This is a genomic window from Variovorax sp. RA8, assembly GCF_901827175.1.
Classification (GTDB): Bacteria; Pseudomonadota; Gammaproteobacteria; order Burkholderiales; family Burkholderiaceae_C; genus Variovorax.
In genome coordinates, this window is record NZ_LR594662.1 from 4807676 (window position 1) to 4832823 (window position 25148).

Here is a 25148-nt window from a genome sequence, read left to right on the forward strand (position 1 = left end):
CCAGCCCCGCCGCCAGATCCGAAGTCCTCGGCCGCGGCGTCTCCGAACCCCCGCAGCAGATGTGGACGCCGTCCAGTATCTTTGCTATGGTTGTGTACGCCATCCACAACCAGGAGCTTCCATGCTGCTCACCCGCGAGACCGCCGTTGATCCACAGCAAGAAAACTTGAGCCGCACGGCGGCCCCGAAGGCGACGGTGCTCCGATGAGGCAGAAGCACATCGAAGGGCGCCGCCGCTGGCTCGCGCTGATGGTCCTCTGCCTGGGCGTGCTCATGATCGTGCTCGACACCACGATCGTGAACGTCGCCCTGCCCTCGATCCGCACCGACCTCGGCTTCAGCGAGACGTCGCTGGTCTGGGTCATCAATGCCTACATGCTCACCTTCGGCGGCTTCCTGCTGCTGGGCGGCCGGCTGGGGGACCTGTTCGGGCACCGCCGGCTGTTCCTCGCCGGCATCACGCTGTTCACGCTGGCGTCGCTCGCCTGCGGCCTGTCGAACTCGCAGGCCCTGCTGATCGCGGCGCGGGCCGTCCAGGGCCTGGGCGGGGCCGTGGTCTCGGCGGTGGCGCTCTCGCTGATCATGAATCTGTTCACCGAGCCGGCGGAGCGCGCCAAGGCGATGGGCGTCTACGGCTTCGTGTGCGCCGGCGGCGGCAGCATCGGCGTCCTGCTCGGCGGGTTGCTGACGCACGCGCTGAGCTGGCACTGGATCTTCCTGGTCAACCTGCCGATCGGCGTGGCGGTCTATGCCCTCTGCCTGGCACTGCTGCCGCACCTGCCCGGCCATGCGGCCGGCGAGCGGCTCGACGTCGGGGGCGCGCTCACGGTCACCGTTTCGCTGATGCTGGCGGTCTATGCCATCGTCAACGGCAACGAGGCCGGCTGGGCTTCCACGCAGACGCTCGGCCTGCTCGGGCTCGCGGCGCTGCTGCTGGCCGCCTTCATCGCCATCGAGGCGCGCGTGCGCCACCCGTTGATGCCGCTGCGCCTGTTCGGCCTGCGCAATGTCGCCGTCGCCAACGTGATGGGCGTGCTCTGGGCCGCCGCGATGTTCGCGTGGTTCTTCATCTCGGCGCTCTACCTGCAACTGGTGCTGGGCTACAGCCCGATGCAGGTGGGCCTGGCCTTTCTGCCGGCCAACCTGATCATGGCCGCCTTCTCGCTCGGCCTGTCCGCCAGGCTGGTCATGCGCTTCGGCAACCGGGGGCCGCTGGCCTTCGGGCTGCTGCTGGCGGCGGCGGGGCTGCTGCTCTTTGCCGGCGCACCAGTGGAAGGTAGCTTCCTGCTGCACGTCATGCCCGGCATGACGCTGCTCGGCCTGGGCGCCGGCATCGCGCTCAATCCGATGCTGCTGGTCGCGATGAGCGACGTTGCACCCAGCGAATCGGGCCTGGCCTCCGGCATCGTCAACACCGCCTTCATGATGGGCGGTGCGCTGGGCCTGGCCGTGCTGGCGAGCCTGGCCTCGGCGCGCACCGAGGTCATGACGGCCGCCGGCGCCGGACCGCTGCCCGCGCTGGTGGGTGGCTACCAGCTCGCCTTCGTGGTCGGCGCCGCGTTCGCGGCCGCGGCGGCGGTGCTCGGTGCGCTGCTGCTGCGCGCCGGATTGCCGTCGAGGGCGAACGCGGGCGACCGGCCCGCCGAGGCGGGGCGAACGAGCTGAGCGGCGGTGATCATGTAACCGTCGCGACGATGGAACTTGGCCTACAGCATTCGAGGATTTCGCCGCCCACCATGAATAAGCCATGAAACATCCTCCGATCAAGCTCACCATCGACGAGGCGGCACCCGGGTCCTTCGTCTGGACATTGCTGCAGACCGACGACGGCGGCGCGCCGCAGAAGGTCCTGAAAGCCGCCGAATACGGCTCCGACACCTACGAGGCCGCCCTCGCAGCCGGCACGCGCGCCATGGATGCGGAACTGCGCCGCAACGCAGCCGCCGAAGAGCGCAGCAGCAAACGCACTGCAGCGGCCAGCAGCTAGGCCTGTTGACAGGCCTTAGGCCAGGTGCGTCTTCAAGGGCACGGCGGGGTCCGAGGCCACCGCCGGGTCCGGGTTGCGCCCGGCTTCCAGCAGCTTGCGGCTCATCATGTGGTCGACCGGCGCGTTGACCGATTCCACGCAACGCAACACGCCATCCACATAGTGCAGCAGCGAGAAGGCGGCCGCGTTCGCGCCGGGGCGGCGCACCATGCTCGAGCCGGGCATGCCCTCGGCGGGCACCAGCCCTGCCATCTGCAAGCGCAGGCCGCCCTGGTCGGACCAGAACCACGGCACGGCGTCGTGCGGACGCGCCGCGCCGGTCAGCGTCGCCACGGCCGTGCGCGCCTGGTCGTTGGCGTTCTGCACCGACTCGAGTCGCAGCGCCTGCCCGGCGCGCCGGTCCGGGAAGCGCGTGCAGTCGCCCACCGCCAGCACGGCCTCGTCGCTGGTCTGCATGTAGGCATCGACCACGATGCCGTCGGCGCACTCGAGGCCGGCCGCCTGTGCCAACGCGGTCTCGGGCACGGCGCCGATGCCGACCATCAGCAGGTCCACCGGCAGCGCCTCGCCGTCGACCTCGATGGCTGCGAGCCGCTGCCCGTCGGTCTGCCAGGCGCCGGTCTTCGCGCCGACGCGGATGTCCATGCCGGCGGCGCGATGCGTCGCGAGCACATGCTCGGACAGCGCGGGCGACACCGCCCGGCTCAGCAGGCGTGGCGCACTTTCCAGCACGGTCACCTGCTTGCCCAGCGCCAGCGCCGTGGCCGCCACCTCCAGCCCGATGAAGCCACCGCCCAGCACCGTGACCTGCTGCGCCGCGCCGAGCATCGAGCGCAGCTGCGCCGCCTCGTCGGCCGCGCGCAGCAGCGCCACGTTCGACAGCCCGACCAGCGCCGGCAGGCGACGCGCGCGCGTGCCGGTGGCGAGCACGAGCCGCTCCCAGCCCAGCACCGCGCCGGAGCGCAAGGTGACGGTGCGCGCCGCGCGGTCGATCGACAGCGCCGGATCGCCCAGGTGCAGCGTGATGCCGGCGTCGGCGTACCAGGCTTCGGCGCGGTGCAACTGCGGCGCCTCCTCGGGGCTCTTGAGGAAGGTCTTGGACAGCGGCGGGCGGTGGTAGGGAATGCAATCCTCCTCGCACACCAGGTGCACGCGGGCGCCCTGCCCCGCCTCGGCCAGGCCGGCGCACAGCTGCGCGGCGGCGTGGCCGCCGCCGATGATGACGATGTCTTGGCTTGAACTCATGGGTGGTCTCACGTTGTCGAGGGCCGCTCGCCCCCGTTTCCAGCAGCTTACGCGGATGGTCGGGCGGGTGCGGCATGGGGCCGGTATGGGGAATTGTCCTTCAGCGTTCCTCGCCTCCGCGTCCCCTTCGCCTGGGACATGCCTTCGGAAGGAGGATCCCGCCATCGGGCGCGACCCTCGATCGAGATACGGACTGCGGCGGGTAGAGTGCGCGCATGGTCGTCCTCTACCACTGCGTCAGCGCCCGCTCCTTCCGACCGCTCTGGATGCTCGAAGAGCTGGGCGCGCCCTACGACCTGCGCGTGTTGCCTTTCCCGCCCCGCGCGCACCAGCGCAGCTACCTCGACATCAATCCGCTGGGCACCATCCCCTTCCTGATCGACGGCGACACGCGCATGACCGAGTCGGCCGCGATCTGCCAGTACCTGGCCGAACGCCTCGATCCTCGGAACGCCAAGGGTCTCGCCGTGCGCCCTCACGAGCCCGGCTTCGGCGCCTGGCTCAACGGCCTGCACCAGGGCGAGGCCACGCTGACCTTTCCGCAGACCCTCGTGCTGCGCTACGGCCGCTTCGAGCCGGACGAGCGCAAGCTGCCACAGGTGGTCGAGGACTACACCCGCTGGTTCCTCGCGCGGCTGCGCGGCATCGACGCCGTGCTGCAGCACGACGAGTTCCTCGCGGCCGGGCGCTTCACTGCCGCCGACATTTCGGTCGGGTATGCGCTGATGCTCGCCGAACAGTTGCACCTTGGTGCTCGACTGCCTGCGGCCGTAGCGGCCTATTGGGCGCGGCTCCGGCAGCGCGAAGGCTTTCGGCGCGCCCTTGCCGCGCAACATGAAGCCGCCGTGGCCCAGGGCGTGTCGCCGCAGGATGCCAGCATTGACTGATGCGACGCCGCGGCTCATAACCCGACGATGGACCTCCACCATCCCCTGATCCAGAGCCTGCTGCTGCCACTGCTCGTCGCGTTCACGGTAACGGGCATGTTGCGCGGAGCCCTCGGCGGCGTGCAGGGACGGCGCTGGGCTGCCGCGGGCGTGGCCGTGGCCATCGTCGGCGCGGCCGTGTGGCTGCTCGGCTGGCAGTTGCCGCCCGGCGCGCTGACCGAGCGGTTGCCCTGGATCTATGCCGCCGCGGCACTTGTGGGGCTGGGGCTGGAGGCGCTGCATGCCAGCCGGCGGACGGAGTGGCTGGCTGCCGGCCTCCTGTGGGCACTGGCGCTCGCAACCTTGGCCGCCAAACCTCTGCCGCTCATGATCGGCCTCTGGCTCCTGGGCCTGGCGGTGATCCGCGCCGTGCTTCGCGAGCACGCGGCCCGCGCCGACGCCGCCGCGGTGCTGGTGATCGCCAGCCTCGGCCTGGCCGCCATCGCCATGCTCTCGGGCTCGGCGCTGCTCTTCGAGGCGAGCCTGGCGCTCGCCGCCGCGGTTGCGGGCGGCGCGCTGTGGCTCTGGCCTTTCGTGCGGATCGCCTTCGGCGCGAGCGGTGCGATCGTTGCGGTGCTGGCCTGGCTCGCCCTGATGCTGGCCACGGCGCTCCTGACGGAGGCGCGGCCGCTGCCGCTGCTGCTCCTTGCCGGGGCCTTCATGTCCGGGCCGTTGGTACGCTGGGCGCGCCGGCGCCTGCGACGCCCATCTGGACCTGCCAGCACGACCGCCAGGACCTGGGTCGAGCCGCTCATCGTCGCTGCCGTCGCGCTCGTCTGGGTGGCCGCCGCGCTCGCCGTGGCCCAGGGCGGCGCGTCCGATGCGCCAGGCGCTACGATGGACGATCCCTACTACAAGCCCAGGTGGTGAATGCCCGCAACCTGCGTCCACCCCTGATGCAAGCCCCGCTCACGCTCCCCGGCATCGATGCGCTGTGGCCCCTGTGCCTGGAGATCGTGCGCCATCGCCGTGGCCTGGGCCCACGGCCGGTATCCGATGCGACGCGGCCCTTCACCTGGCATCCATCGCGCGGCTTCGCGCTTCACGAGGACGCGTGGGACGAAGAAGCCATCGAGCTCTTCGCGCTGCTCAAGCCCGTGCTCGACCGCCCGCCGGAAGGCAGCGCCTGGGTGATCGGCCAGTTGGGCCAGAGCCTCGACGGCTGCATCGCCACGCGCAGCGGCGACTCCAACTTCGTGAACGGGCCCGAGGCGCTGGTACATCTGCACCGGCTGCGAGCGCTTTGCGACGCCGTGATCGTCGGCGCCGGCACGGCTGCCATGGACAACCCGCAGCTCACGACGCGCCGCGTGGCGGGCGAACACCCGGTGCGGGTGCTGATCGACCCTTCGCTGCAGCTGCCCCCGACGCTGCGCGTGCTGTCGGACCGGCAGGCCCCCACGCTGCTGGTCTGCGATGCCACACGTGCGGCGGAGGCAGCGCAGCGCGTGGGCGCCGAGCAGGTGCTCGGCGTGCCCGGCCTGATGAAGAACGCGGACGGCCCGCTCGACCTGCGCGTGCTGCTGCCCGCATTGCAGCAACGCGGCCTGCAGGTGCTCTTCGTCGAAGGCGGCGGCGTCACCGTCTCACGCTTCATCGCGCAAGGGTGCATGGACCGGCTGCACCTCAGCGTTGCACCGGTGCTGATCGGCAGCGGGCGGCCGGGGCTGTCGTTGCCGCCCGGCGCGGCGATGCGGGAATGCCCGCGGCCTGCTGCGCGCGTGTTCCGCATGGGAGCGGATGTGATGTGGGACCTGGATCTGCGGGCAGCGAGTTCAGCGCGATGAATCCACGGGCTGCTATTGCATCGCCAAGCTGCCTTCGTGGCTCAGCACGGTAAACACACCGTTGCCGACATATCGCAGGTCGATGGAATCGGACGCGGTGCCGCCGATCGAGCCACCCGTGCCCAGGGTGGTCGATGCTTCGGACATGAAGAACTTAGAGCCGAACGCGATGGCCACCATTCTGCTGGCGTCCGCCGAGGCAGCCACCCAATACCACGGCCGGCTGGACTCGCGCGCAATCCAAGTCACGCCGCTGTCGATCGAGGTGTAGATCTGGTCGTCGGCCGCTACCGCCACCAGCTTGCTGCCATCCGCCGACGAAGCCACCGAGGTCCATGCGTGGGCGGACTCGCGCGCCGTCCAGCTGACACCGCTGTCGGTCGAGGTGTAGAGCTGGCCCCCAACATCTACTGCCGCGACCAGCTTGCTGCCGTCGACGGACGAGGCCACGGAAGACCACATCCGACCGGACTCCCGCGGCGTCCAGCTGACACCGCTGTCGGTCGAGGTGTAGAGCTGACCGAGAGCGCCGTCCACCGCCACAAGCTTTGTGCCGTCGGTCGAGGAGGCGATGGAAGTCCACCATCTATTGGACTCACGCGCCGTCCAGCTTGCGCCGTTGTCGGTCGATGTATAGATCTGGCCGCCGGACACCGCAGCAGCCAGCGTGCTGCCGTCGGCCGAGAACACCATGCGACTCCGGCTGATGACGGTGCCCTGCCCATCGACGGACGACAAGGGCAAATTGGATTCGCGCACGGTCCAGTTGGCCCCGGCCATGCCGCCCAGGCTCTTCGTGTCCACCGCCTGCCCGGGGTTCTGCGCGATCTTCCAGCCGCCCAGGCCGGCACCGCGAACGCGCACCACGTCGCCGATGGCCGGACTGGCGGGCAATGTCACCACCACCTGCGCCGTGGCGTTGCGGGCGATGTAGCAAGTATTGGGCTGCGCCTGCACCGCCACGCCAGTGACGTCGACCTGGGGGCCCCCTGCGCAGTTGCAGATGTAGCTCGTGGCGCTGACTTCGTCCGCATCCAGCACGCCGTTGGCGTTGCCGTCCACCCCTGCAATCACCTTGCTGCCGCCAGCGCAATTCGCAGCCACGGCATCGCCGACCACGCTCGCCAGCGTGTTCGATTCGCTCGCGGCAATGCTGCCGTCCGTGCCGTTGCACACGTAGCCCGTGCTGCCGATCTCGGCTGCTTGGTCCGCCGGTGTCGATGCTTGGGTCGACGATGCTTGGTTCAGCGGTGCTTGGGCCATCGGTGCTTGCCCCGGTGCTCGTACTCGAGGGTGTGCTCGCAGCTGCGAGCGCGGCCAGGGCGGCCCATTCGCTTCGATCGCTGCCACCGCCGCCGCAGGCGCTCAGCAGCAAGGACAGCATTAGGGTCCCGATGAGGGGGTAAGAAGTTCGCATGACTCAATCCTGGAAAATAAGGAGCGCGCGGCACCTCGGCCACGGCGGCCCACCACTTCCAGGCCCTCTCGTACGCAGGTCCAGTCGAGGCAACGACGATTCTTGTGACGGCGGATCGCTTTGCTTTGATTCCGACAGAAAAAGCGAGAATTCAGACGGCAGGACTCGGGCCATCGGCCGCGTATTTCGTACCTGCCCCGGTCACGTGCGCGAGACGTTCCGCTTCTGCTTGTGCGGCGTGGGGCGCCTACGCCGGCAGCATCAGAAGGTCGACATGCCCCACGTGCAGGCAACTGCGCGGCGCTGACACCCGCCGTTGCGCCTGCCACGCCTGAATGAGCGCGTACGCGCTCGGATCCTGTTCCAGCGCAGCGCTGCCCATGCCGTCGATCATGGCCTGCAGCATGGTCATCTCCTCGATGTGCCAATCGCTGCACGACCGAGTGACACGGTAGTCCATTGCAGTCAGGCGAGCTGCCGCCATCGCCGGAGCTTCGCCTCCGAGCGCGGGCCCGAAGCCCTTGTCGCGACGCTGGTGCGCCGCAAACAGTTGGTGGACGAGCTCATCGCCTTCGACAACGGGCGTCCAGTTCACGCGCCCATCGACGCTGAGGGCAAGGAACATCGCCGCGTTCGCCTTTCGCACCCGCTCGAACAGCGCATCGAGCCAGGATGCGGACACCAGGTCCAGCAGCGCAGCGGCGGTGACGAGCTGTGCGTCCGCGAAAGGCACGGTATCCAGCGCGCTCGCGAGATCGGCGCGCCGCCATCGCACCTCTGCATTCCAATCCGGCCCTTCGATGAGAAGGCACTCGATGCCAGCACGCACGACCAGCCCCTGCGCGCGCGACCACTGCGCGAAAACGCCGGGCAGCGCAGCCAGAAGCCGCGGATCATGGTCGACCAGCAGCCAGCGCTGCGCGCCGCCCAAACAGGGCGCCAGCGCACGCAGATTGGCGCCGGTGCCGCAAGCCAGGTCCAGGACATCGAGCGGCCGGGCATCGCGGCGCATCCGGGTCGCCATGCCGCGCAGGTCCAGCGTCGCAGCCGATCCGGCGCGCGCCGCAAGATCGAACGGTTCGCGCAGTGCCAGCCACTCGGCGCTGAAGCCTGTCATGGCAAAGCCGCCTGCCGCCCGAAGCCCGCCAGCGCCGATGCAAAGCGCGCGCTGCTTTGCGCCCAGCTCGGCAGGTCGCCCCGCGCGGCGCGCGCGCCGGCGCCAAGCTGTGCACGCCAGGTCGCATCGTCCATCAAGCGCTGCAGCGCGCCGCGCAGTTCGGCAACATCGCCGGGCGCCACCAGCATTCCCGCCCCATCCGGCACGGTATCCGGGATGGCCCCGGCGCGCGTGCTGATCACGGGCAGCCCATGCGCCAGCGCCTCGGCCAGCGCCATGCCATAGCCCTCGTGGAAGGAAGACAGCACGAAGGCGTCGGCCTCGGCGTAGAGCGTGCGCAGGCCCGCCTCGTCCTGCTCGCCGTGAAGCAGCACGCGCTCGCGCAAGCCGTGGGCGTCGATGGCCTGCGCGAGCGCGGAAACGCAGGCGGGGTCCATCGCCAGGCTGCCGGCGCAATGCAGGACCCATTGCCGGCCCTTCAATCCGGCCAGCGCCTCGACCAACAGCGCGTGGCCCTTGCGCGGCGTCACGGTCGCAACGCACAGCAGCGACAAGGCATCGCCGCCCGAGCCCGTGGCCAGCGGCGCCGCCTCGGTGCCCGGCTCGACCACGACGATGCGCGAGGCCTCGACATCGAAGTCCGCCAGCGCGCGCGCGGTGGACGGGCTGGTCACGATCACGCCGCGCGCATGGGCGAGCGCACGCCGCTCGCTCTCGAAAAGCGCTTGGCGCCGGGCGGCATCCAGCCCCGTTTCGAGCGCAAGCGGATGGTGGACCAGCGCGACCCAGTCCAGCCGCTGCGCATGCTGCCGCACGAGTTCGGGCACGACACCGAAGGCCAGGCCATCGACGACGGCCAGCGCGCCATCGGGCAGGGCCTCGACAACATGCGCGGCGCGCGCCAGCGCGGCGGCCTCCGGCGCCGGATAGCCCTCGCCCAGCGACAGCACCTCGACCGCCCAGTGCCGCGCACGCAAGCCTTCGATGATGTGGCGGTCGTAAACGTAGCCGCCGGTGCGGGTGCCCAGGTCCCCCGGCACCAGGAAGCTGCACTGGCCTGAGCCGGTCAAAGCGCCGCCTCGTAGGCAGCCCACGCCACGTGCGATTCGTTGAGCCGCACGCGCATGGCCGCGAGTCCGCCGGCATGCGGGCCGAGCTCGCCGGCCGCGATGCGCCCGGCCACGCGATCGAAGATGACGCGCGCCATGAACTCGGTGGTGGTGTTGCGGCCCTCGAAGGCCGGGTCATCGTCGAGGTTGCGCAGGTTGAGCTCGGCCAGCACGCTTCGCAGGACCTCGGTGGCGCGCGCGATGTCGACCACCATGCCGTCGGCGTCGAGTTCGGCGCGGCGCAACTCCACGTCGACCACATAGGTCGCGCCATGCAGGCGCTGTGCCGGACCGAAGGCCTCGCCTCGAAAGCTGTGGGCAATCATGAAATGGTCGCGGACGTTGACGCTGTACATGGCTTCCTTGCGATGAGTGAAGGGTTCAGGGATAGTCGATGCGATGGCACAAGGTCTGCGGCGCGCCCGCGGCCAGGCGTGCCAGCACCGCCGGCAGCTCGTCGAAGGGCGCTGCATCGGTCATCAGCGCGTCGAGCGCCGGATCGCGCAGCAGCGCCAGCGCCAGCGCCAGCCGGCGGCCATGGCTCCAGCGCGCCCGCTGCGGCAGCGCGACGTGCCCCACTTGCGAGCTCCTGAGCGTGAGCCGCCGCGAGTGGAACGCCTCGCCCAGCGGCAGCGTGACGGCCTGCCGGCCGTACCAGCTCATCTCGAGCACCGTGGCCTCGAAGGCGGCGAGCCGCAGCGCGGTCGCGAGCCCCTCGGCGTTGCCGCTGGCATGGATGACCAGGTCCGCATCGGGACGCGCGCGCTGCGGGCTCGCGAAGACGAGGCCCAGCCGCTCGGCCACCGCACGGCGCTCGGTATTCGTGTCGATGAGCTCGACCTCGCAGCCCGGCACGCGTCCGGCCAGCCAGGCCGCCAAAAGCCCCACCACGCCCGCGCCCACCACGGCGACGCGATCGCCGATGCGCGGCGCCGCGTCCCACAGCGCGTTGACGGCCGTCTCCATGTTGGCCGCCAGCACGGCGCGCGCAGGCGTCAGGCCTTCGGGCAGCGGGTGCACCGCCTCGGCCGGCACCACGTAGCGGGTCTGGTGCGGATAAAGGCAGAACACCGTGCGCCCCAGCAGCGCCTGCGGCCCCTGCTCGACCACGCCGACGCTGGCATACCCGTACTTGAGCGGCGCAGGGAAGCTGCCTTCCTGGAAAGGCGCGCGCATGCGCTCGTACTCGCTCTCGGGCACCTCGCCGCGAAACACCAGCAGTTCGGTCCCGCGGCTGATGCCGCTGTGCAGCGCGCGCACCAGCACCTCTCCCGGGCCCGGCCCGGCCAGCACGGCCTGTCGCAGGCCGGCGCGGCCCGGCGCCTCGACCCAGCAGGCCCGGGACTCGCCCGGGGCGACGCGAGATGGATTTGCTGGCATGCTCCTTGGGGTCGTCCGCCGGCGGCGGGCGATTCGTGTTCGGCAACCGATCTTAAGACCATGCTCACGCGATCCCCTGATGCACCTGCGCGCGGCGCAACACGCCTGGCCGCACTGCGCCGCGATGCCTGGCGCGAGGCCCTCCCCTGCTTCCTCTTGTTGGCGGCGCTGGCCGCCTTGCTGGGCCACCTGGGCGAGTTCGGTCCCTGGTTCCAGCTCAAGTCGCTGGCCGTGTTCGCCACGGCCTTCGCTCTGGTACTGGCAGGCCTTGCCGCGCACGCGCCGAACACGCGCTTCGGTGCCGCCAACCGGGTGACGCTGGCGCGCCTGGCGCTGATCGCGCTGCTGGCCGCGCTGATCGGCGAGCCGGCCGACGACGCCGTGGCCTGGGGCAGCATCGTGGTCGCCACCAGCGCCGCGCTGCTCGATGCGCTCGACGGCCCGCTGGCGCGCCGCGGCGGCCTGGCCAGCGACTTCGGCGCGCGCTTCGACATGGAAACGGATGCGCTGCTGGTGCTGGTGCTGTCGCTGCTGGTCGTGCATTTCGGCAAGGCCGGCGCCTGGATCGTGGCGGTAGGCCTGATGCGCTATGCCTTCATACTGGCCGCGCGGCCCTGGCCCTGGCTGGCGCGCGCGCTGCCGCTCAGCGGGCGGCGCAAGACGGTGTGCGTCGTGCAGATCACCAGCCTTATCGTGTGCCTGGGCCCGATCATCGCGTTGCCTTGGAGCCGCGCCCTCGCGGCCGCGAGCCTCGCCCTGCTGGCGGCTTCCTTCGCAATCGACGTCGCATGGCTGCTGCGCCGACGGGACGTTCCACCGGAGACTGCGACATGAAAGCTCCCGCTGCCCGCACGCTGTGCGCGGCCTTCCTGCTGACGCTCGCCGCGGCATCCGCCCGCGCGGAGTCTGCGCGCTACGAGCTCGATCCCGAGCACCTCACGGTGGGCTTCCTGGTCGACCACATCGGCTATGCCAAGGTGCTGGGTCTGTTCCGCGCCGCGCGCGGCAGCTACAGCTTCGACGAAGCCACCGCCGCGCTCAGCCAGGTGCGCATCGAGATCGACACGCAAAGCGTGTTCAGCAACTACGCCAAGCGCGACCAGCATCTGAAGAGCGCCGACTTTCTCAACAGCGCCGAGTTCCCGCGCATGGTGTTCACCGCCGCCAATGCCAAGCGCACCGGCGAGCGCAGCTTCGAGATCGCGGGCCAGCTCGAGCTGCTGGGCCGCACGCAGCCGCTCACGCTCACGGCAACCTGGAACAAGAGCGGCCCCTCGCCCATCGACAAGGCCTACATCATGGGCGTCTCGGCGCGCGGCAGCTTCAAGCGCAGCGCCTACGGCATGCGCTACGGCGTCGACAACGGCTGGGTCGGCGACGAGGTGGCGCTGATCATCGAGTTCGAGGCCAGGCGCAAGTGACCACCACGCGCCAGCCCTCGACACCGCCCGCGGGCGGGGGCGGCTGGCTGGCGCGCTTCGCCTTGCCGCTGCTGCCGCTCAATGCGCTGCTGACGCTGGAGAACCACGGCCCCGGCCTGTGGCCGCAGCCTGCTCTACGGCTGTCCTTCGAGCTGGTGGTGGCGCTGCTGGCGCTGGGGGCGTGGGTCGCCTGGCGCGGCCGGACCGGCACCGGCGCGCTGCGCATGCTGGCCGCCGCGAGCAGCTTCTGGATCGTCGCGCGCTACCTCGACGTCACGGTATCGGCCGTGTTCGGCCGTCAGCTCAATCTCTACTGGGACAGCCGCCATGCGCTGGAGGTGCTGCGCATGGGCGAGTTCCCGGCCTGGCAGATCGGGCTGGGCGCGCTGGCGGTCCTGGCCGTGCCGCTGCTGCTGTACGCGCTGGCGCTGCGCTGCTGGCGCGCAATTGCGCAGGCCCTCGCTTGGCCGCGCCCGCGCCCGGCGATCGGGCTGGCCGGCCTGCTGCTCGGCGCCTGCTTCGCGGCGCACGGCGTCGGCGGGCGCGACACGCGCTGGTTCTTCTCCATGCCGGTAGCGCCGATCCTCGCCCACCAGGCCGGGGTGCTGGCGGGCCAGCTGCTGCCCGGGCAGGCCAGCGCGCGCCTCGCGCCCAGCCCCGACTTCGCGCAGGGCAGCCTCGCCGGCCTGCGCGGCGCGGACGTGCTGTTGCTCTTCGCCGAGTCCTACGGCGTTACCACGCTGGACGATCCGCGGCAGGCCGCCGCCCTGGCGCCGCAACGCGCGGCCTTCGCGCAGGCGCTTGCCGCCGGGGGGCTGCAGGTGGTGTCGGCGCGCGTACGCTCGCCCACCTACGGCGGCGCTTCATGGCTGGCCCATGCCGAACTGCTGAGCGGCGTGGACATGCAGGATCCCGGCGCCTACGAGCTGCTGCTCGCCACGCAGCGGCCGACCCTGGTGCGCCACTTCCAGGCCAACGGCTGGCGCACCGTGAACTGGATGCCCGGCCTGCAGCGGCCCTGGCCCGAGGGCCGCTTCTTTGGCTTCGACCGCTATGGCGACGCCCAGCGCATCGGGTACCGGGGACCGGCCTTCGGCTACTGGCGGGTGCCCGACCAGGCCTCGATGGCGCTGCTGCATGCGCAGGAGCTGGCCACCCCGCCCGCCGAGCGCGCGCCCCGCTTCATGGTCTTCGCGACGCTCGCAAGCCATGCGCCCTTCCGGCCGCTGCCGCCGTATGTGACGGACTGGGACAAGCTCACGGGCAGCGAGGCCTACACCCCGGCCGAGCTGGCGCGATCACTGGCCGCGCCGGTCTCCTGGCAGGCGCCGGTGCCGGCCTACCTCGAATCCCTGGCCTACACCTTCCGGTGGCTGGGCGACTACCTCCAGCACCGCGCGCCGCGGCAACTGCTCACCATCGTGATCGGCGACCACCAACCGCTGGCCAGCGTGAGCGGCGCCGGTGCATCCTGGGACGTCCCGGTCCACATCATCAGCGCCGATGCCGCGCTGCTGCGGCGCTTCGAAGGCCATGGCTTCAGCCCGGGCCTGCTGCCGGCACCGCGGACTGAGCCGACGCACATGCACGCGCTCACGCCGCTACTGCTCGAGGTCTTCGACAGCGGCCGGGCCGGCCTGACGGGCGCGGCCGAATGAGGCGGATCGTGTCAGTGTTCCGAGAAATAGTTCACAGCCGCGAACCACATGCTCTGATACCTTTTCGTCCATGCGCATCCTCCTCTTTCTTGCCAGCATTGGGGTCCCTGTCACGGCCTGGTGGCTGGGCTCCTTCACCGGCCTCTTGATCGCGATCGGCGGCTGCTTCGTGCTCGCCGCCGCGAGCTTCGCGTTCTCCAGGGCCGGCAAGGAGGCGCGCGAGTCGAAGCAGATGCAGCGCGCCTTCGGCCGCAGCACCACGTTCCTCGCCGGCCTGCGCAAGCACTGAGGCACGGCGCCGAGCCCCCTCGGCACGCGTTCAACCGGCAGCAGCCGCCTTGGCCACCGCGACTTCGGTCTCGCGCGGCAGCGTCACGTTGTTCTTCACGGCCAGAATCTCGGCCATCACGCTGACCGCGATCTCCGGCGGCGTCTTGCTGCCGATGTAGATGCCGATCGGGCCGCGCAGGCGCGCGAGCGAAGCCTCGGTCTGGTCGAAGTGCTCGATCATTCGCTCGCGCCGCGCCTGCGCGTTGCGGCGCGAGCCGATCGCGCCCACGTAGAAGGCCTCGCTCTGCAGGGCTTCCAGCAGGGCCAGGTCGTCGAGCTTGGGATCGTGCGTGAGCGCCACCACGCAGCTGCGGCGGTCGGGCTTGAAGGCGAGCACGGCGTCGTCGGGCATCTCGGTGCTGATCGTCACGCCCGGCGTGGACCAGGCGGTGCGGTACTCGGCGCGCGGATCGCACAGCGTGACCGCGAAGCCGCTGAACTTCGCCATGGTCGACAGGTATTCGGCCAGCTGGCCGGCGCCGATCAGGAGCATGCGGTACTCGGGCCCGAAGGTGTTGACCAGTTCCTTGTCAGTGACCGTGAGCTCCGCGGGCGCGCCCGCCTCGGCCAGCCGCACGCCGCCGTCCTCCAGCGAGACCGTGCGCTGCATCAGCCGCCCCTGCTCCAGCGCCTCGACGAGCGTCGCGAGCGAGGCAGCGTCGGGGTCGTACTCGAGCAGCAGTTCCAGCGTGCCGCCGCAGGGCAGGCCGAAGCGGTGCGCCTCGTCGGCCGTGATGCCGTACTTGACCAGCGCCGGCGGGCCCGAGGGCATCTCGCCCCGGGCGTCGTGGGCACGGCTGTAGCGCGCGATCAGGTCGTCCTCGATGCAGCCGCCCGAGACCGAACCGACCACCGCGCCGTCCTCGGCCAGCGCCATGATCGAGCCGATCGGCCGCGGCGAGGAACCCCAGGTGCGCACCACCGTCGTGAGCAGCGCGCGGCGGCCTGCGAGCCGCCAGTCGCGCAGCGTGCGCAGGACCATCACGTCGAGGTTTTCCATGCTCGTGTCCGTTGCGCTATTCGCCGGGCTTCTGGCCGGCGTCCGCTTCGGGCGAGTCGTCCTTCTTGCCGAAGCCCATCTTGCGCATGAGACCCGCCATCTTGCCGGTCTTCTCGGAAGGCTCTTCAGCCTGCGCCTCGGTGCCCTCGACCGCAGGTGGCGGGCCGTAGCGCGCCTGCATCTCGGCCTCGAAGCGCTTGAAGAAGTCGTCGGCCGTCGACTTGGCTGCGCCGTCGATCAGGCGCTGGCCCAGCTGCGCGATCTTGCCGCCCACCTGCGCCTGCACCGTGTAGTCGAGCTCGCAGCCCGGCGATTGCGCATCGGCCACCGGCTTGAGCGAGACGCTGGAAGACCCCTTGGCGAAGCCCGCCACGCCGCCCTGCCCCTCGAAGGAGAGCCTGTAGCTGTCGGGCGGCGTGATCTCGGCCAGCTTGACCTTGCCGTTGAACTTGGCCGAGACCGGACCGATCTTCACGGCCAGCGCGACCGTGTATTCGTTTTCGCCGGCAGGTTCGAACTTGTCGCAGCCGGGGATGCACTTCTTCAGCGTCTCCGGATCGTTCAGCGCCTCCCAGGCCTGCTGCTGCGTGATCGGGAGGCGGCGGTTGCCGAGCATTTCCATGAGGGTTCCTTTTTTTCGTCACCGGCCGCAGCGCATCAGCGCCGCGAGGCTGGAGGCCAGTTGCTCCAGTGCGTTGAGATTGTGGACCGCGAGCATCGCGTCCGCATGGCGGTGCAGCACCGCGGCCCCGCGCGCCAGCGGGGCATAGCCTTCGTAGCGCAGCAGCGGATTGAGCCACAGCATGCGCCGCGAATGGCGCTTGAGCCACAGCAGCTCGCGCTCCAGCACCTCGGGCTCGCCGGTGTCCAGGCCGTCGCTGATCACCAGCACGAGAGTGCGGCGGCCGGTCAATCGGCGCGCGTGGTGCCGCCGCAGCTCGGCCAACGAAGCGCCCAGACGGGTGCCGCCGGCGAAATCGGCGATCGCCTCGCCGGCGGCGCCCAGCATGGCGTCGGTGTCGGCGATGCGGAAGGCCGGCGTCAGGTCGGTCAGCTGGGTGCCGAAGGCGAACACGTCGCGCCGCCCGGCACGGCGCGTCGCCGCATGCAGGAAGGCCAGCAGCAGGCGCGCATAGCGCTCCATCGAGCCCGAGACATCGATCAGCACCAGCAGGGGCAGCGGCTGCGTGCGCCGCGCGAGCCGCGGCAGGCGCAGCATCTCGCCGCCGGTGCGGCCGGCTTCGTGCCAGACGCCCGGCCAATTCATGCGCGAATGGGCGCCGGCGTCGCCGGCCGCATGCAGGCGCCGCGCGGGGATGGTGGGCACCGGCAGCGAGACATCGCGCGCCAGGCGCTCCACCAGCCGGTACTCGGCGGCGCCCAGCGCGTTGAAGTCGGCATGGTGCATGCGCTGGCGGTCGCTGGCGGTCATGGCGGCATCGAAGTCCACCTCGCGCTCGGTCTGCGCGGCCTGCACCGTCTCGCGTGGCGCGGCGAGCGCCTCGCGCACCCGCGGCCGGCGCTTCGAGGGCTCGGCCTTTCCCTCGGCGCTCGGCAGCATCTGCGCGAGCAGCTTGGCGGCGAGTTCGGGGTCGCGGAACCAGGCGTCGAAGAGCTCGCGGAAGACCCCGCGGTCCTGCTCGCGGCTGATCATCACGGCCTCCATCGCGGCGGCGAGGTCGGCCCGGCTTTGTACGCCCACGAGCATCGCGGCCTCGGCCGCGAGCGCGATGCGGGCCGAATCGGTACGCACGCCGGCACGCCGCAATGCGCGGCCGAAGCCGGCCATGTTGTCGGCCAGCTTGCCGCGGCGGGCGTCACCGAGCTGGTGCATTCATGTCCCCGTCTCGCCGGTCTTCAGCAACTCCGAGGCCAGATCCAGCGTCAACGCCGCCACGTCGTCACGCTGCTTGAAGAGGATGCCGGCGGTGTCTACCACGACCTCGGGGTCGAGGGCCAGCGTGTCGAGCGCGACCAGGGCGCGGGCCCATTCCACGCTCTCGGCGATGCCGGGCGCGCGCTGGAAGGCATTGGCGAAAGGCGCGCTGCGCAACCCGGCGACGAAGGCCGCGACCTGCGCGGACAGGCGCTCGCTGGCGCCCGGCACCTGCGCGCGCACGATCGACAGCTCGCGCTCGCGCTCGGGGTAGTCCAGCCAGTGGTAGAGGCAGCGGCGCTTGACCGCGTCGTTGAGCTCGCGCGTGCGGTTGCTGGTGAGCAGCGTCACCGGCGGGACCAGTGCGCGCACCGTGCCCAGCTCGGGAATGCTGATCTGGTATTCGCCGAGGTATTCGAGCAGGAAGGCCTCGAAGGGCTCGTCGGCACGATCGACCTCGTCGATCAGCAGCACGGCGCCGGGCGCCGGCGCCTGCAGGGCCTGCAGGAGCGGCCGGCGGATCAGGTAGTGCGGCTGGTAGACCTCGGCTTCCACATCGCGCGCCGCGCCGTGCGCCTCGGCCGCGCGCATGTGCAGCAGCTGCGCGGCGTAGTTCCATTCGTAGAGCGCCTCGCGCTGCTCCAGTCCGTCGTAGCACTGCAGCCGCAGCAGCTCGCGCTGCAGCGCGCTCGACAGCGCCTTGGCCAGTTCGGTCTTGCCCACGCCGGGCTCGCCCTCCAGCAGCAGCGGGCGCTGCAGCTTGAGCGCGAGAAACACCGCCGTCGCCAGCCGCCGGTCGGCGTAGTAGCCCGCGCCTTCCAGCGCCTGCACGACCGCGTCGATGGTCGGAAACGGGAAGGTCGTGGCAAGCGTGGCGTCGGTCATCCGGAAAGCTTAGCCCAGCGCCTTGCGCACTGCCCGCTGCGTCAGCACGCCTATCAGATTGGCGCGGTAGGCCGCCGTCGCATGCAGGTCGCTGTTGAGCTCGCTCGCGTCGATCTTCACGCCGGCCGCGGCCTCGGGAGTGAAGCTCTTGGTCAGCGCTTCTTCGAGCCCCTTGTGCCGGAACACGCCATTGCCCGCGCCGGTGACGGCCACGCGCACGCCGCCGTCGCCTTGCGTCACGAAGATGCCGACCAGCGGGAAGTTGGAGGCCTTCTGGCGCAGCTTCTCGTAGGCCGCGCGCTTCGGGATCGGGAAGCGGACCGCGGTGATCAGCTCGCCCTCCTCCAGCGCGGTCGCGAACAGGCCTTGGAAGAAGTCGTCGGCGGCGATCTCGCGCTTGCTGGTGATGACGGTGGCGCCCGAGCCCAGCACGGCACTCGGGTAGCAGGCCGAGGGATCGTTGTTGGCCAGCGAGCCGCCGATGGTGCCCATGGCGCGGACCTGGCGGTCGCCGATGTGACGGGCCAGCCAGGCCAGGGCCGGGAAGGCGGCCTTGATTTCCGCGTTGGCGCCGACGTCGAGATGGCGCGTCATGGCGCCGATCACGAAGGCATTGCCCTCCTTCCTGACGCCGGCCAGCTCCTTGATGCCGCCGAGGTCGACCAGTTGCTCCGGCGCCGCGAGGCGCAGCTTCATCGAGGCCAGCAGGGTCTGGCCGCCGGCCAGCAGCTTGCCGCCGGCCGCGGCCAGCCTGGCCGCATCCGCCACGCTGGCGGGACGTTCGAGGGTGAAGGCATACATGTTGGATTTCCTCCTGAGGTCAGGGCGCCGGGCGGCCCTGGGTGCTGGCGGTCAAGGGCGCTTGCTGCGGTTCCTGCGTCGGGCTCACGCTGCCCTTCTGGATGGCTTCCCACACGCGGTGCGGCGATGCAGGCATGTCGAAGTCCTTCACGCCCAGCGGCGCCAGCGCGTCGAGCACCGCGTTGATCAGCGCCGGGGGCGAGCCGATGGCGCCGGCCTCGCCGCAGCCCTTGGTGCCCAGCGGGTTGTGGGTACAGGGCGTGCAGGTGGTGCCGAGCTTGAACATCGGGAAATCGTCGGCCCGCGGCATGGCGTAGTCCATGAAGCTGCCGGTCAGCAGCTGACCGCTTTCCTTGTCGTAGACGCAGTTCTCCATCAGCGCCTGGCCCAGGCCCTGCACGATGCCACCGTGCACCTGGCCCTCGACGATCATCGGGTTGATGATGGTGCCGAAGTCGTCCACCGCGGTGAAGCGGTCGACCTTCACCTCGCCGGTCTCCTTGTCCACCTCCACCTCGCAGATGTAGGTGCCGCCCGGGAAGGTGAAGTTGGTCGGGTCGTAGAAGGCGGTCTCGTCGAGCCCCGGCTCCAGCTTGTCGAGCGGGTAGTTGTGCGGCACGTAGGCCGTCAGCGCCACCTGGCCGAAGGGGATCTTCTTGTCGGTGCCCTTGATGGTGAACTCGCCGTTGGCGAACTCCACATCGGCATCGCTGGCCTCCATCAGGTGGGCGGCGATCTTCTTGGCCTTGGTCTCGATCTTGTCGAGCGCCTTCATGATCGCCGCGCCGCCGACCGAGATCGAGCGCGAGCCGTAGGTGCCCATGCCGAAGGGCACGCGGCCGGTGTCGCCGTGCACCACGTCCACGTTCTCGACCGGGATGCCCAGCCGCGCGGCGACGACCTGCGCGAAGGTGGTCTCGTGGCCCTGGCCATGGCTGTGCGAGCCGGTGAAGACGGTCACGCTGCCGGTCGGGTGCACGCGGATCTCGCCGCATTCGAACAGGCCCGCGCGTGCGCCCAGCGCACCCGCGATGTTGGAAGGCGCGATGCCGCAGGCCTCGATGTAGCTGGAGTAGCCCATGCCGCGCAGCTTGCCCCTGGCCTCGCTCGCCTTCTTGCGCTCCGCGAAGCCTGCCACCTCGGCCAGCTCCTTTGCCTTGTCCATGGAGGCGTGGAAGTCGCCGGTGTCGTACTGCAGCGCGACCGGCGTCTGGTAGGGGAACTCGGTGATGAAGTTGCGCTTGCGGATCTCGTCCTGCCCGAGATTCATTTCCCAGGCGCAGCGCGAGACCAGGCGCTCCAGCAGGTAGGTCGCTTCCGGCCGGCCCGCGCCCCGGTACGCGTCGACCGGCGCGGTGTTGGTGAACCACGCATCGACCTCGACGTAGATCTGCGGCGTGGTGTACTGGCCCGCCAGCAGCGTGGCGTAGAGGATGGTCGGCACCGCGGTCGAGAAGGTCGACAGGTAGGCGCCCAGGTTCGCATCGGTGTGCACGCGCAGGGCGAGGAACTTCCCGTCCTTGTCCATCGCCATCTCGGCATGGCTCACGTGGTCGCGGCCGTGCGCGTCGGACAGGAAGCACTCGGCGCGCTCGCCCGTCCACTTGATGCTGCGGTTGAGCTGCTTCGCGGCCCAGGTCAGCGCCACGTCCTCGGCGTAGAGGAAGATCTTGGAGCCGAAGCCGCCGCCCACGTCGGGCGCGATCACCCGCACCTTGTGCTCGGGCAGGCCCAGCACGAAGGCCGTCATGAGCAGCCGCTCCACATGCGGGTTCTGGTTGGCGACGTAGAGCGTGTACTCGTCGTTGGCTCGGTTGTAGCTGCCGATCGCGACCCGCGGCTCCATCGGGTTGGGGACGAGCCGGTTGTTGACGAGGTCCAGCTTCGTCACGTGCGCCGCCTTGGCGAAGGCCGCGTCGACCTGGGCCTTGTCGCCGAGCGCCCACTTGTAGCACTGGTTGTCGGGCGCGGCATCGTGAAGGGTGACGCCGCCGGCCTTCTTCGCGGCATCCGCCACGCTCACCAGCGCGGGCAGCACCTCGTAGTCGACCTCGATCGCCTCGGCGGCGTCCTTGGCCTGCTCCACCGTATCGGCCACCACCATCGCCACGTGGTCGCCCACATAGCGCACCTTGCCGATGGCGAGGATGGGGTGCGGCGGCTCCTTCATCGGCGTGCCGTCGGGGTTGTTGATGAGCCAGCCGCAGGGCAGCCCGCCCATCTTGCCGTCGATGTCCTTGCCGCTGAAGATGCCCACCACGCCAGGCATCTTCGAGGCCGCCGTGGTGTCGATGGACTTGATCGCCGCATGCGCATGCGGCGAGCGCAGGAACACGGCGTGGGACTGGTTGGCCAGGTTCACGTCGTCGGTGTATTGCCCGGCGCCGGTGAGGAAGCGGTAGTCTTCCTTGCGCCTGAGTGCCTCGCCGATGTGCGGCAGTTTCGCGAAGTCGGGTGCGCCCATGGTCGTGCTCCTTATGCCGTGGCCGAGGCCTGGGCCGGCGCGGCCGCCATGGCCTCGCCGCCCATCTGCACGGCCTTGACGATGTTCTGGTAGCCGGTGCAGCGGCACAGGTTGCCGTCCAGCAGTTCGCGGATCTCGGTCTCGCTGGCCTTGGGGTGGTGGGTGCACAGGTCGATCGCGCTCATCACCATGCCCGGGGTGCAGAAGCCGCACTGCAGGCCGTGGCACTCCTTGAAGGCGGCCTGCATCGGATGCAGCGTGCCGTCGGGCTGCGCGACGCCCTCGATGGTGGTGATCTGGGCGCCGGCCACCTGCGCCACCAGCACGTTGCACGACTTGACCGCGCGGCCATCGACCAGGATCGTGCAGGCGCCGCACTGCGCGGTGTCGCAGCCCACGTGGGTGCCCGTCAGGTGGAGATGTTCCCGGATGGCTTGCACCAGGAAGGTGTTGGGGGGTGCATCGACCGTGACCGCGCGGCCGTTGACCGTGAATGGAACCTGCATGTGGCTGTCTCCGTATTGGTGATGGCTGGGAAGCAACTGGAATGTTGGCCGCCGGCCAGGGTCACCACCCTAGGCAAAACCCTAGGCGCTTGCGGCTTGCCCTTGAAATTCTCAAAATGAAACATCCCGCCGCGCGGCGGGCCTTCAGCATGCGTCGATGACGGCGCCTTCCATCACGATGAGCATCTCTTCCACGCCCCTGCCCGAACGCTCGCTCGCCATTGCCCAGGCGCGGCGCGAATGGATCGAGGGCGAACCGGCCGGCGCACGCGGCGCCCGCATCGAGCCCTGGCTGCTGCGCTCCTGGCAGCGCTGCCTCGCGGCGGGCCACCGGCCGCAGCAGCGGCTGAGCTTCGATCCCGTCACGCGCCAGGCGGTCCATCGCGTGGCCGAGCGCAACCGGGCCCTGCTCGCGGCCGCGCGGCCGGTGCTGGCGCGGCTGTCGCGCGCCATCGCCGACACGCGCTACTTCGCGATCCTGACCGACGCCGACGGCATCGTGATCGAGGTCGGCCCCCTGCCCGGCGGCAGCGACCCGGCCGACCGCCATGCGCGCGACATCGCGCGCGTGGGCGTCGACCTGTCGGAGCGCGCGGTCGGCACCACCGCCATCGGTGCCGCGCTGGCCGAGCACGAATCCGTTTGGCTGCACCGCGGCGAGCACTTCTTCGACGACACCGCCATCTACAGCTGCGCGGGCGCCCCGCTGTTCGGCCCGCAGGGGGAGTGCGTCGGCATGCTGGACCTGACCGGCGTGCAGGTGGCAGAGCGGCCCGAGCTGCGGCACCTGGCGGTGCAGTCGGCGCACAGCATCGAGAACGCGATGGTGCACAACCACCCGTGCGCACTGCGGCTGCGCCTGGACTGGCCGGGCTACGGCGCCGGGCCCGGCAGCGAAGGCCTTGTGTGCATCGATGCCGACGGCCGCGTCACGGCCAGCAACACGGCGGCGCGCCAGATGCTGCACCGGCCACCGGGTGCGCAGGCCGCGCCGCACTGCAGCGATCTGTTCGCGCTGCCGCCGCACATGCTGTTCGACGCGGCGCGACGCGGCGACGCGGCGCTGGAGGTGCCGCTGTGGTCCGGCCTGCGCGTGCAGGCGAGGCCGCAACTCGCCGATCGCGCGCCGCCGCCGCACGCGACCGGCCCCGAACGCCCGCGCCTGCGCGATGTCGAGACGGCGCTGATCCGCCGTGCCGTCGACGATGCACGCGGCAACGTGGCCGAGGCGGCACGCGCGCTGGGTATCAGCCGCGCGACCGTCTACCGCAAGCTGGGGCGGCGGCGGCGCTCCAAGCCTGCATGAGCTGCACGGCCGCTCCGCGCCCCGTCGGCCAAGACCGACGCCGGCCCCCGAAATCCCCGCGCAAGCGCGGCCGCGCCGTCCCTTCCAGAATCACGGCATGAACACTAGCTACGCAAACGCCGAGCCCTCCCGCGAGGAGGTCGACGGTCTCTCCGGTTCCACGCTCGTCGAGTTCGGCGCCCCCTGGTGCGGCATCTGCAAGGCGGCGCAGCCGCTGATCGCCAAGGCGCTGGCCGGCGCGGAGCCGCTGCGCCACCTGAAGATCGAGGACGGCAGCGGCCGGCCGCTGGGCCGCTCCTACGGCGTCAAGCTCTGGCCTACGCTGATCTTCCTGCGCGACGGCCGGGAAGTGGGGCGGCTGGTGCGGCCCACGAGCGTCGATGCGATCTCGGACGAGCTCGCCCGGCTCGCCCAGCCTGCCTAGGGCATGCCCGCGGCGCGCGGAATCAGCCGCCCTTGCGCGCTTTTTCGTAGACCCGCGGCTGCGTCAGCACCTCGTGGCGCAGCGCGTCCTCCAGTTCGGCCTCGGTCATGAGCTTGCGCCTGAGCACCACCTCCCGAACATTGGTGCCGTTGGCGTAGGCCTCGGCCGCGACCTCGGTCGCCTCCTTGTAGCCGATGATCGGATTGAGCGCGGTGACCAGCGCGATCGAGCGTTCGATGCTCTCGCGCAGCCGGTCCGGGTTGGCGGTGATGCCCTTCACGCACAGGTCGGCCAGCGTCGTGCAGCCGTTGGTCAAGTGCTTGAAGCTGCGGAACAGAGCGCTGGCAATGATCGGCTCGAAGGCATTGAGCTGCAGCTGCCCGCCCTCGGCGGCAAAGGTCACGGTCAGGTCGTTGCCGAACACCTCGAAGCAGATCTGGTTCACCACTTCCGGGATCACCGGGTTGACCTTGCCCGGCATGATCGATGAGCCGGCCTGCATCGGCGGCAGGTTGATTTCGCCCAGGCCCGAGCGCGGCCCGCTGGAGAGCAGGCGCAGGTCGTTGCAGGTCTTCGACAGCTTGACAGCGATGCGCTTGAGCACGCCCGACAGCTGCACGAAGGCGCCGCAGTCCTGCGTCGCCTCGATCAGGTTGGGCGCGGTGGAAAGGTCGAGCCGGGTGATCGAGCGCAACGCCGCCAGCGCCTTGCCCGCGTACTCGGGATGGGCGGTGATGCCGGTGCCGATCGCGGTGGCGCCGAGGTTGATCTCGCGGATCAGCGCCGAGGCCTCGGTCAGGCGCGCGATGTCCTCCTCCAGCATGACCGCGTAGGTCGAGAACTCCTGGCCCAGCGTCATCGGCACCGCGTCCTGCAGCTGGGTGCGGCCGATCTTGAGCAGGTGCGCGAACTCCGTGGCCTTGGCGGCAAAGGCGCCGCGCAGGTGCGCCATCGCCGCCAGCAGGCGCTCGATCGCGAAGCAGGTGGCGACGCGGATCGCCGTCGGGTATACGTCATTGGTGCTCTGCGCCATGTTGACGTGCTCGTTGGGGTGCAGGTACTGGTACTCGCCGCGCTGGTGGCCGAGGATTTCCAGCGCGCGGTTGCACACCACCTCGTTGGCGTTCATGTTGGTGGAGGTGCCCGCCCCGCCCTGGATCACGTCGACCACGAACTGGTCGTGCAGCGCGCCGTGGCGGATCTCCTCGCAGGCAGCCACGATGGCGTCGCGCAGCTCGGGGGGCAGCAGGCCCAGTTCGGCATTGGCCTGCGCCGCCGCTTCCTTGACGGAGGCCAGCGCAATCACCAGCTCCGGGAAGGCCGAGATGGTGGTGCCCGAGATCTGGAAGTTCTCCTTGGCGCGCAGCGTGTGGACACCGTAGTAGGCCTCGGCGGGTACCTCGCGGTCACCCAGCAGATCGTGTTCGATGCGGAACTTGCTCATGCTTTGCGTCCTTGTGCGGCTCGTGTTGCTTCGGGGGCTGGACCGGAGTGTGCGCCCAAGGCGCT

General features: G+C 70.4%; 25 protein-coding genes. 11 read left to right on the plus strand and 14 right to left on the minus strand.

Annotation, left to right across the window (positions count from 1 at the left end; all coding sequences use genetic code 11):
• Window positions 1-204 precede the first annotated feature (204 nt).
• Window positions 205-1665, plus strand: coding sequence for a DHA2 family efflux MFS transporter permease subunit (locus tag E5P3_RS22630; protein ID WP_162588001.1), 1461 nt, complete (start codon window positions 205-207; stop codon window positions 1663-1665).
• A gap of 82 nt (window positions 1666-1747) precedes the next feature.
• Entirely contained in the window at window positions 1748-1987 is a 240-nt protein-coding gene (locus tag E5P3_RS22635; RefSeq protein WP_068681201.1) for a hypothetical protein, read from the plus strand.
• A gap of 15 nt (window positions 1988-2002) precedes the next feature.
• Here the strand turns inward: E5P3_RS22635 and E5P3_RS22640 are convergent, their stop codons facing one another.
• Window positions 2003-3232, minus strand: a complete 1230-nt coding sequence (locus E5P3_RS22640; protein ID WP_162588002.1) for an NAD(P)/FAD-dependent oxidoreductase — start codon at window positions 3230-3232, stop codon at window positions 2003-2005.
• A 215-nt stretch (window positions 3233-3447) separates the two neighbouring features.
• Between E5P3_RS22640 and E5P3_RS22645 the strand changes: the two genes are divergently transcribed.
• From E5P3_RS22645 to E5P3_RS22655, 3 genes are read left to right on the plus strand one after another with little or no spacing between them, the layout of a single operon-like run.
• A complete protein-coding gene (locus E5P3_RS22645; RefSeq protein ID WP_162588003.1) occupies window positions 3448-4119 on the plus strand; it encodes a glutathione S-transferase family protein in 672 nt (223 codons plus the stop codon).
• A gap of 27 nt (window positions 4120-4146) precedes the next feature.
• Entirely contained in the window at window positions 4147-5028 is an 882-nt protein-coding gene (locus E5P3_RS22650; RefSeq protein WP_162588004.1) for a hypothetical protein, read from the plus strand.
• Window positions 5025-5945, plus strand: coding sequence for a RibD family protein (locus tag E5P3_RS22655; protein ID WP_162588005.1), 921 nt, complete (start codon window positions 5025-5027; stop codon window positions 5943-5945). Before E5P3_RS22650 ends, E5P3_RS22655 begins: the two co-directional genes overlap by 4 nt.
• A gap of 12 nt (window positions 5946-5957) precedes the next feature.
• On the opposite strand, the gene E5P3_RS22660 is transcribed toward E5P3_RS22655, so the two are convergent.
• The 5 genes from E5P3_RS22660 to E5P3_RS22680 form a co-directional block, all read right to left on the minus strand.
• Window positions 5958-7208 carry a WD40/YVTN/BNR-like repeat-containing protein gene (locus E5P3_RS22660; RefSeq protein WP_162588006.1) on the minus strand — a complete coding sequence of 417 codons (1251 nt, stop codon included), beginning with the start codon at window positions 7206-7208 and terminating at the stop codon, window positions 5958-5960.
• A gap of 401 nt (window positions 7209-7609) precedes the next feature.
• Window positions 7610-8479, minus strand: a complete 870-nt coding sequence (locus E5P3_RS22665; RefSeq protein ID WP_162588007.1) for a class I SAM-dependent methyltransferase — start codon at window positions 8477-8479, stop codon at window positions 7610-7612.
• Window positions 8476-9549: a glycosyltransferase family 4 protein gene (locus E5P3_RS22670; RefSeq protein ID WP_162588008.1), complete on the minus strand. Its 1074-nt coding sequence runs from the start codon at window positions 9547-9549 to the stop codon at window positions 8476-8478. The genes E5P3_RS22665 and E5P3_RS22670 overlap by 4 nt, the downstream gene beginning before the upstream one ends.
• Window positions 9546-9944, minus strand: a complete 399-nt coding sequence (locus tag E5P3_RS22675) for a 6-pyruvoyl trahydropterin synthase family protein (protein ID WP_162588009.1) — start codon at window positions 9942-9944, stop codon at window positions 9546-9548. The genes E5P3_RS22670 and E5P3_RS22675 overlap by 4 nt, the downstream gene beginning before the upstream one ends.
• Before the next feature lie 25 nt (window positions 9945-9969).
• Window positions 9970-10968, minus strand: coding sequence for a zinc-dependent alcohol dehydrogenase (locus E5P3_RS22680; protein ID WP_162588010.1), 999 nt, complete (start codon window positions 10966-10968; stop codon window positions 9970-9972).
• Between the two features lie 60 nt (window positions 10969-11028).
• On the opposite strand from E5P3_RS22680, the gene E5P3_RS22685 reads away from it, so the two are divergent.
• From E5P3_RS22685 to E5P3_RS22700, 4 genes are all read left to right on the plus strand, one after another.
• Window positions 11029-11802 carry a CDP-alcohol phosphatidyltransferase family protein gene (locus E5P3_RS22685; RefSeq protein WP_162588011.1) on the plus strand — a complete coding sequence of 258 codons (774 nt, stop codon included), beginning with the start codon at window positions 11029-11031 and terminating at the stop codon, window positions 11800-11802.
• Complete coding sequence (locus E5P3_RS22690; protein WP_162588012.1) at window positions 11799-12389, plus strand: YceI family protein; 591 nt, start codon at window positions 11799-11801, stop codon at window positions 12387-12389. Before E5P3_RS22685 ends, E5P3_RS22690 begins: the two co-directional genes overlap by 4 nt.
• The gene (locus E5P3_RS22695; protein WP_162588013.1) at window positions 12386-14047 is read left to right on the plus strand and encodes a hypothetical protein; all 1662 of its coding nucleotides are present in this window, start codon (window positions 12386-12388) and stop codon (window positions 14045-14047) included. Before E5P3_RS22690 ends, E5P3_RS22695 begins: the two co-directional genes overlap by 4 nt.
• Before the next feature lie 70 nt (window positions 14048-14117).
• Window positions 14118-14336 carry a hypothetical protein gene (locus tag E5P3_RS22700; protein WP_162588014.1) on the plus strand — a complete coding sequence of 73 codons (219 nt, stop codon included), beginning with the start codon at window positions 14118-14120 and terminating at the stop codon, window positions 14334-14336.
• A 30-nt stretch (window positions 14337-14366) separates the two neighbouring features.
• On the opposite strand, the gene E5P3_RS22705 is transcribed toward E5P3_RS22700, so the two are convergent.
• From E5P3_RS22705 to E5P3_RS22735, 7 genes are read right to left on the minus strand one after another with little or no spacing between them, the layout of a single operon-like run.
• Window positions 14367-15377 (minus strand): XdhC family protein, encoded by a 1011-nt coding sequence (locus tag E5P3_RS22705; protein WP_162588015.1) that lies wholly within the window; start codon window positions 15375-15377, stop codon window positions 14367-14369.
• A 16-nt stretch (window positions 15378-15393) separates the two neighbouring features.
• Window positions 15394-15999, minus strand: a complete 606-nt coding sequence (locus E5P3_RS22710) for a CoxG family protein (RefSeq protein WP_162588016.1) — start codon at window positions 15997-15999, stop codon at window positions 15394-15396.
• Between the two features lie 18 nt (window positions 16000-16017).
• Window positions 16018-17211: a vWA domain-containing protein gene (locus E5P3_RS22715; protein WP_162588017.1), complete on the minus strand. Its 1194-nt coding sequence runs from the start codon at window positions 17209-17211 to the stop codon at window positions 16018-16020.
• Window positions 17212-18138, minus strand: a complete 927-nt coding sequence (locus E5P3_RS22720; RefSeq protein ID WP_162588018.1) for an AAA family ATPase — start codon at window positions 18136-18138, stop codon at window positions 17212-17214. It lies immediately after the preceding gene.
• Window positions 18139-18147: 9 nt separating this feature from the next.
• Complete coding sequence (locus E5P3_RS22725) at window positions 18148-18939, minus strand: FAD binding domain-containing protein (protein ID WP_162588019.1); 792 nt, start codon at window positions 18937-18939, stop codon at window positions 18148-18150.
• A gap of 19 nt (window positions 18940-18958) precedes the next feature.
• Window positions 18959-21403 carry a xanthine dehydrogenase family protein molybdopterin-binding subunit gene (locus E5P3_RS22730; RefSeq protein ID WP_162588020.1) on the minus strand — a complete coding sequence of 815 codons (2445 nt, stop codon included), beginning with the start codon at window positions 21401-21403 and terminating at the stop codon, window positions 18959-18961.
• Window positions 21404-21414: 11 nt separating this feature from the next.
• Window positions 21415-21909, minus strand: coding sequence for a (2Fe-2S)-binding protein (locus E5P3_RS22735; RefSeq protein WP_162588021.1), 495 nt, complete (start codon window positions 21907-21909; stop codon window positions 21415-21417).
• Window positions 21910-22066: 157 nt separating this feature from the next.
• Here E5P3_RS22735 and E5P3_RS22740 point away from each other — a divergent pair, with 157 nt between their 5' ends.
• Window positions 22067-23215: a helix-turn-helix domain-containing protein gene (locus E5P3_RS22740; RefSeq protein WP_162588022.1), complete on the plus strand. Its 1149-nt coding sequence runs from the start codon at window positions 22067-22069 to the stop codon at window positions 23213-23215.
• A gap of 97 nt (window positions 23216-23312) precedes the next feature.
• The gene (locus E5P3_RS22745) at window positions 23313-23639 is read left to right on the plus strand and encodes a thioredoxin family protein (RefSeq protein WP_162588023.1); all 327 of its coding nucleotides are present in this window, start codon (window positions 23313-23315) and stop codon (window positions 23637-23639) included.
• Window positions 23640-23661: 22 nt separating this feature from the next.
• Here the strand turns inward: E5P3_RS22745 and aspA are convergent, their stop codons facing one another.
• The gene (gene aspA / locus E5P3_RS22750) at window positions 23662-25083 is read right to left on the minus strand and encodes an aspartate ammonia-lyase (protein ID WP_162588024.1); all 1422 of its coding nucleotides are present in this window, start codon (window positions 25081-25083) and stop codon (window positions 23662-23664) included.
• Window positions 25084-25148 lie beyond the last annotated feature (65 nt).